The sequence below is a fragment of the Shigella sp. FC1967 genome, assembly GCF_001743005.1.
Lineage (GTDB): Bacteria > Pseudomonadota > Gammaproteobacteria > Enterobacterales > Enterobacteriaceae > Proteus.
The window spans coordinates 1-5,990 of sequence record NZ_MIIZ01000636.1 but is presented as its reverse complement, the minus strand read 5'-3'; the positions used below and the strand labels follow the sequence as shown (position 1 = coordinate 5,990).

General features: G+C 37.2%; 5 protein-coding genes and 1 pseudogene. 1 reads left to right on the top strand and 5 read right to left on the bottom strand.

Annotated elements, in window-relative coordinates; genetic code table 11:
* Positions 1 to 70: 70 nt before the first annotated feature.
* Positions 71 to 1,765: a kdo(2)-lipid A phosphoethanolamine 7''-transferase gene (gene eptB, locus BHE89_RS08190; RefSeq protein WP_128860396.1), complete on the top strand. Its 1,695-nt coding sequence runs from the start codon at positions 71 to 73 to the stop codon at positions 1,763 to 1,765.
* Positions 1,766 to 1,856: 91 nt separating this feature from the next.
* Here the strand turns inward: eptB and BHE89_RS08185 are convergent, their stop codons facing one another.
* From BHE89_RS08185 to narH, 5 genes and pseudogenes are all read right to left on the bottom strand, one after another.
* Positions 1,857 to 3,053, bottom strand: a complete 1,197-nt coding sequence (locus BHE89_RS08185; protein ID WP_069368206.1) for a lactate oxidase — start codon at positions 3,051 to 3,053, stop codon at positions 1,857 to 1,859.
* Between the two features lie 114 nt (positions 3,054 to 3,167).
* Complete coding sequence (gene ycaC / locus BHE89_RS08180; RefSeq protein ID WP_128860395.1) at positions 3,168 to 3,800, bottom strand: isochorismate family cysteine hydrolase YcaC; 633 nt, start codon at positions 3,798 to 3,800, stop codon at positions 3,168 to 3,170.
* A gap of 378 nt (positions 3,801 to 4,178) precedes the next feature.
* Positions 4,179 to 4,856, bottom strand: coding sequence for a respiratory nitrate reductase subunit gamma (narI, locus tag BHE89_RS08175; RefSeq protein WP_069368205.1), 678 nt, complete (start codon positions 4,854 to 4,856; stop codon positions 4,179 to 4,181).
* A complete protein-coding gene (gene narJ / locus BHE89_RS08170) occupies positions 4,853 to 5,578 on the bottom strand; it encodes a nitrate reductase molybdenum cofactor assembly chaperone (protein WP_069368233.1) in 726 nt (241 codons plus the stop codon). The genes narI and narJ overlap by 4 nt, the downstream gene beginning before the upstream one ends.
* Positions 5,578 to 5,990 (bottom strand): annotated as a pseudogene (gene narH, locus BHE89_RS08165) (nitrate reductase subunit beta); the annotation flags it as partial. The pseudogene narH and the gene narJ, both read right to left, overlap by 1 nt.

Below are 5,990 nucleotides of genomic sequence, written 5' to 3'. Positions count from 1 at the left end.
TAATACTGAACCTGAAAACAACTTCGCGGTCTTAAAGACCTCTACATACGATAAAATTGATAATAACTGAATATGCAAAAAATTAAAGTTTTTACGGTTTTCTAAAGAAAGTATTGCCCTTTTTTTAGCTGTCTACCTTGGTTTCTTTCTTAATCTTTCCGTTTACATTGGCCGATACGGCACACAGAATACAAACAACCCCCTCATTGATGCATTATATATTTTAGGTGAAATTGCCGTTAATATTGCCTTTACCTTCTTTTTATTACGACTACTCTCTTTCTTCGGCTCTCTTTTCTTTAAAATAGTTGCCTCTTTTATTCTCGTCGTGAGTGTTTGTGCAAGTTACTATATTTCTTTTTATGACGTCGTCATTGGATACGGCATTATTATTTCAACACTCACTACGGATACAGATTTATCTAAAGAGCTAGTTAGCCCCAATGTGATTATTTGGATTATTGGATTATCTATTTTACCCTTGACGCTTATTTGGCTATGTAAAAAACCAGAGGAAAATCTAACAAAGCAACAAAAGAAAAAAATCTGGCTAAAAAACACGGTCAAAATGCTAGTGATTGCACTGGCCGTTTTTACCTATTTAAAAACGCTTGATTCAAAACAAAAAGCCTATGAAATAAAAAATAATCTGGATTTGCCAAGCTATAGTGGTGGCTTAAGTTATGCCTATTTACCTACAAATTGGATTATTCCTTTATTCCAATACGCGATAACGCAGTATGACGATACGTTTAATAGTCAAAATATTTTTGATCCTGCCGATCACTTCACATACCAACCATCAAAGGCTAACGAGGATGTGTATGTTGTCTTTATTATTGGTGAAACAGCAAGATGGGATCATATGGGATTATTAGGATATGAACGCCAAACCAATCCGCTATTAAGCCAAGAGAAAAATCTGGTTGCCTTTCAAGGTGTTTCTTGTGATACCGCAACAAAACTCTCTTTAAAATGTATGTTTGTACGAGAAAATGGAACTGAAAGTAACGATCAGCGGACATTAAAAGAGAATAATATTTTCTCAGTATTAAGCCAACTAGGTATGTCATCAGAGCTGTTCTCAATGCAAAGCGAGTTGTGGTTTTACAATAAACTTGATTTAAATAACTACGCAATGAAAGAGATGATGACCGCCAAAAATAGCAACTTTGGTAAAGAGCTTGATGACACCTTATTAATTGCTGAAACGGCAAATGCGATTTCTCAGCATCCTAAAGGAAATCATTTAGTGATTTTACATACTAAAGGATCTCACTTTATGTATTCACAGCGTTACCCTGAATCATTCAAAAAATATCAACCTGAATGTTTAAATGTGGATGACGAGTGTACAAAAGAGCAGTTAGTGAATGCTTATGATAACTCGATTCTTTATACCGACTATTTTATTGATGGCATACTCGACACATTACGCGATAAAAAAGCCATTGTATTTTATACTTCCGATCACGGTGAATCTATTTCAGAGAAAGGTGGCTTACACGGCACACCAAAAGAAATTGCCCCACCTGAACAATTTAAAGTGCCTTTCTTAGTTTGGATGTCGGATAGTTATTTAGCTGAACCTGAAAATAAACAGTTATTTGATAATCTAAAACGTAATCAAGATGCGGAGCGCACGTTCTATCATCACAATATCTTTGATTCGATGTTAGGTTGCTTAGGTTATACCTCACCAGATGGAGGGATTAATAATCAAAATAACCTCTGTTTTGGTGAAGTACCATCAACCCAAAAATAAATTCTTAAACTAACAATATTTTTTAAGTTGATAGAAAAACCCGCGCTCAATATTGAACGCGGGTTTTATTATTTTTAAATTTATAAGCTAATTATTGATTAAAACTTGCATCAGTATAAAGTTGAGTGGCTTGAATATCTTTCACTGTTTTTGCGCCACCTAACATCATATTAATTTTTAATTCTTTATTTAAATGTTGGATAACTGAATTAACACCTTCAGCCCCCCCTAAATTTAATCCATAAAGAATTGGGCGACCTACCGCGACAACATCTGCCCCACTAGCTAATGCTTTAAAGACATGTGAGCCACGACGCACACCACTATCAAAGACGATAGGAACACGTTTATTCACCACTTTTGCAATCGCAGGTAATACATCAATTGTTGCGGGTGCGCTATCTAATTGACGACCACCGTGATTAGAAACCCAAATTGCATCTGCGCCCGCTTTGATGGCAGTATCGGCATCTTCAGGTGATTCAATACCTTTTACAATCACAGGTAAACCAGACATTTTTTTCACATACTGAATATCTGCGGGTGTAAAGGCTTGTTTAGCTTGTGCATAAATCTCGCTAATACCCGCCCCTTTACCTGTTTTAGATTTATCATCACTGATTTTTGCAAACGCTTCTAAGTTGGCGAAACCTAATGGGAATTGGAAATTATTTTTCACATCATCTTCACGATAACCACCAACAGAAGAGTCAATCGTCATAATAATGCCTTTAGCACCATACTGTTTTGCTTGAGATAAAATATACTCGTTAAAGGCATCATTTTTACTCATATACAACTGGAAGAAGAAAGGATAACCCGGTTGAGCATCCGCCACTTCTTTAATGGTTTTATTACCATAAGTACTTAATGAAAAAATAGAACCTGCTTTTGCCATACCTTTTGCTGTGGCGACTTCGCCTTGTTGATGAGCAAGCCCTTGAGCTGCCATCGGTGCCTGAATAATAGGCGTATCTAATTTAATACCCAAAAATTCTGTTGTTAAATCTAAGTCAGAAAATTCGATGCCTTGTAATGAACGCGGCATAATATATTTTTTATCAAATGCAGACGTATTTGAACGTAAATTATTTTCGTCTTCTGCACCACCACGAATATAACCAAAAGCACCTTTTTCCATATTCGCTTGAACTTGTGCTTCCATGGCTTTTAAGTTGACTATTTTTATTGGGCCTTCAGCAGTACTTGCTTTATATTCAGCTGCCTGTGCAACACCTACACTTAATGCCATCGCGAGAGCGGTGGTTTTTAATATTTGACGTTTCATTTCTATTCCGTTTTTAATTAAGGACTTATATCTATAATTTAATATATTTAAAATTCAATTAAATTATATTTGTCGAAAAATAATATAAGCCCTAATTTTTAGATAAAACTTAAATTAACCGATTACTTTTTTTGTTAAAGTATTATAGCTAGTCATAAGATTACGGTAGTCTGGAATATGATTAGCAAACAGAGTACCTAATCCTTCAACATCATTACGCCAATCACGGTGTAATTCACAAGCTAAACCAAACCAGTTAATTAATTGAGCCCCCGCTTTTGACATTCTATCCCACGCAGAGTCACGAGAAATAGCATTGAAAGTGCCTGAAGCATCAGTGACAACAAAGACTTCAAAACCCTCTTCAAGTGCTGATAATGCTGGAAATGCAACACAAACCTCAGTCACGACACCGGCAATAATCAGTTGTTTTTTACCTGTTGCTTTCACTGCTTTGACGAAGTCTTCATTATCCCATGCATTGATTTGACCTGGGCGAGCGATATAAGGGGCATCAGGGAACATCTCAACAAGTTGAGGCATGAGAGGACCATTAGGACCATCTTCAAAAGAAGTCGTTAAAATGGTAGGTAGATTAAAGTATTTAGCGGCATTAGCTAATGCTAATACATTATTATTGAATTTATCAGGCTCGATATCTCTAACTAAAGAGAGTAATCCTGCTTGATGGTCAACCAACAGAACAGCGGCATTATTTTTATCAATACGATGATATTTAAAGCTCATAATAATCTCCAATAGTTTTATAGAGGTAAGACTCAATTAAATCATAGCACCAAATTTACATGGCAATACTCAGATTAATTTAAATTTACAAGTAAGTTTATTTATTATTAATAAATAATCGATTTTGAATCTTTAAATTTAATTAAATATCACTATATTTAATTAACTGTTTATTGTCTGATATAAATTCATTTCGTTGAAAAGAATTATAAGTGCAACCATTCTTAAATGAATCTAAAGATTATTGCTTTTAACCATTCAAAAAATTTTGTTGATGTTTTAAGGCAAGCAAAAGAGATAAAAAAACCCCCCGCGGGCGGGGGGTGAGATAAGCGCAATAAAAAGATCTCTAATTTACTATCAGGAGAAGGGTATTCATTAATGACGATTACGCACAATTTGATAGCGACGAGTTAAATACTCAATTGGCACGCTCCAGATATGCACTAATCGACAGAATGGAAATAATAAGAAAATCGTCATTCCTAAGAAGATATGCAATTTAAATACCCATGCAACACCTTCAAGGTTTGCTGAAGCACCGCCGTGGAAAGTCACGATAGATTGTGCCCAAGCCACCAGCTTCATCATTTCGCTACCATCCATATGTTGAGCAGAGAAGGGAATAGTCAGCAAACCTAACGCAACTTGAACAACCAGCAGCGTTAAAATCATAATGTCACCAAATGAAGATGTCGCTCTTACCCGTGGATTGGTTAAACGGCGTTTTAATAACATTACCCCACCAACCAGCATTAACACACCACACGTACCACCACCTACCATCGCCATAATTTGCTTATATTCAATTGGTAAGAAAGATCCATACACCCAGTGTGGCGTTAACATCCCTAGAAAGTGACCAGCAAAAATACCGAGGATCCCCACATGAAATAAGTTAGAAGCTAAGCGCATGTTTTTCTTGTCTAACATCTGACTAGATCCAGCACGCCATGTATATTGACCATAGTCATAACGTAACCAGCTACCGATAATAAAAACAGCACCCGCAATATAGGGATAGATATCAAAAAATAACATATTGATGTAATTCATTTTTGTGCTCCCGTACCCAACGAATTCCCCACATTGAGATATTGAACTGCCGTCTCTTGTGCAAAACGACGCTGATGTTGGACAATATTGCTACTGCCACATTGCGTACCCTCGCCAAGAAACGTCACTTGTTCTTCTTCCCACACTGCATCTAACGCCGCGGGTGTATCATCTAACGGCTCTTTTTCGACTTGAGCCGAGAGTTGTGACGCTTCTAACCCACTTTGTGAAAGACAAAGCAATACATCAAAGAGAGCGTGATAATCACTGCCTCGTTGTTTTAAACGCTCACCTAACAGAGCCAAAATAGGCGCAATATTGTTTACCCCTTCAATACACTCTGTTGCAGGTAAAAGTGTTAAATACTCAAGGTAAGTAGGTAAATAGTCGGGAAGTTCACGGCTACTTAATGTGATCCCCGCTTGTTGATACTGATTGAGCAGATCAACCATTGCCTGACCACGATCGCGAGACTCACCATGAACATGCTCAAATAACAACAGTGATCGTGCTCGACCCCTATCAAAAAGCTCACTGTATTGAGATTGCGCATCTAATAACTCTTGTTGCGTTAACGCGTGAATAAACGCCATCAATTTTGCAACTTGTGTTACTGGAAGCTCATCGGCTTCCTGTAACGCATCAATAAGCTCGCCACGGTTATCCCATAATTCTTGTGTGGGATAATCTAAAAGATGAGAAATAACTTTCAGAGAGATCATCATATTTTCTCCTCTGAACGACGTTCATCCTGAGGTGTTCTTGAAGTGATATCAATCGCATCAATGCGATGACTGTTAAACAAATTAAATTTGCTATCACTCCCATGGCAGCCATCACCAAAACTAAAACCACAACCATTACGTTCTGGGAAAGCTTCTCTTGCAAGTTCTCGATGGCTTGATGGAATAACAAAGCGATCTTCATAATTGGCAATAGCCAGATAGCGATACATCTCTTGTGCTTGCGCTTCAGTCAACCCCACTTGCTCTAACGCACTTAAGTCAGTTTTTTCCTTCTACCGTTTCAGCACGTTTTGTAATGACGCATCGCTAACATGCGTTTTAATGCTAATAACACAGGTGCCGTATCCCCAGCGGTCAGTAAATTTGCTAAATATTGAACAGGAATACG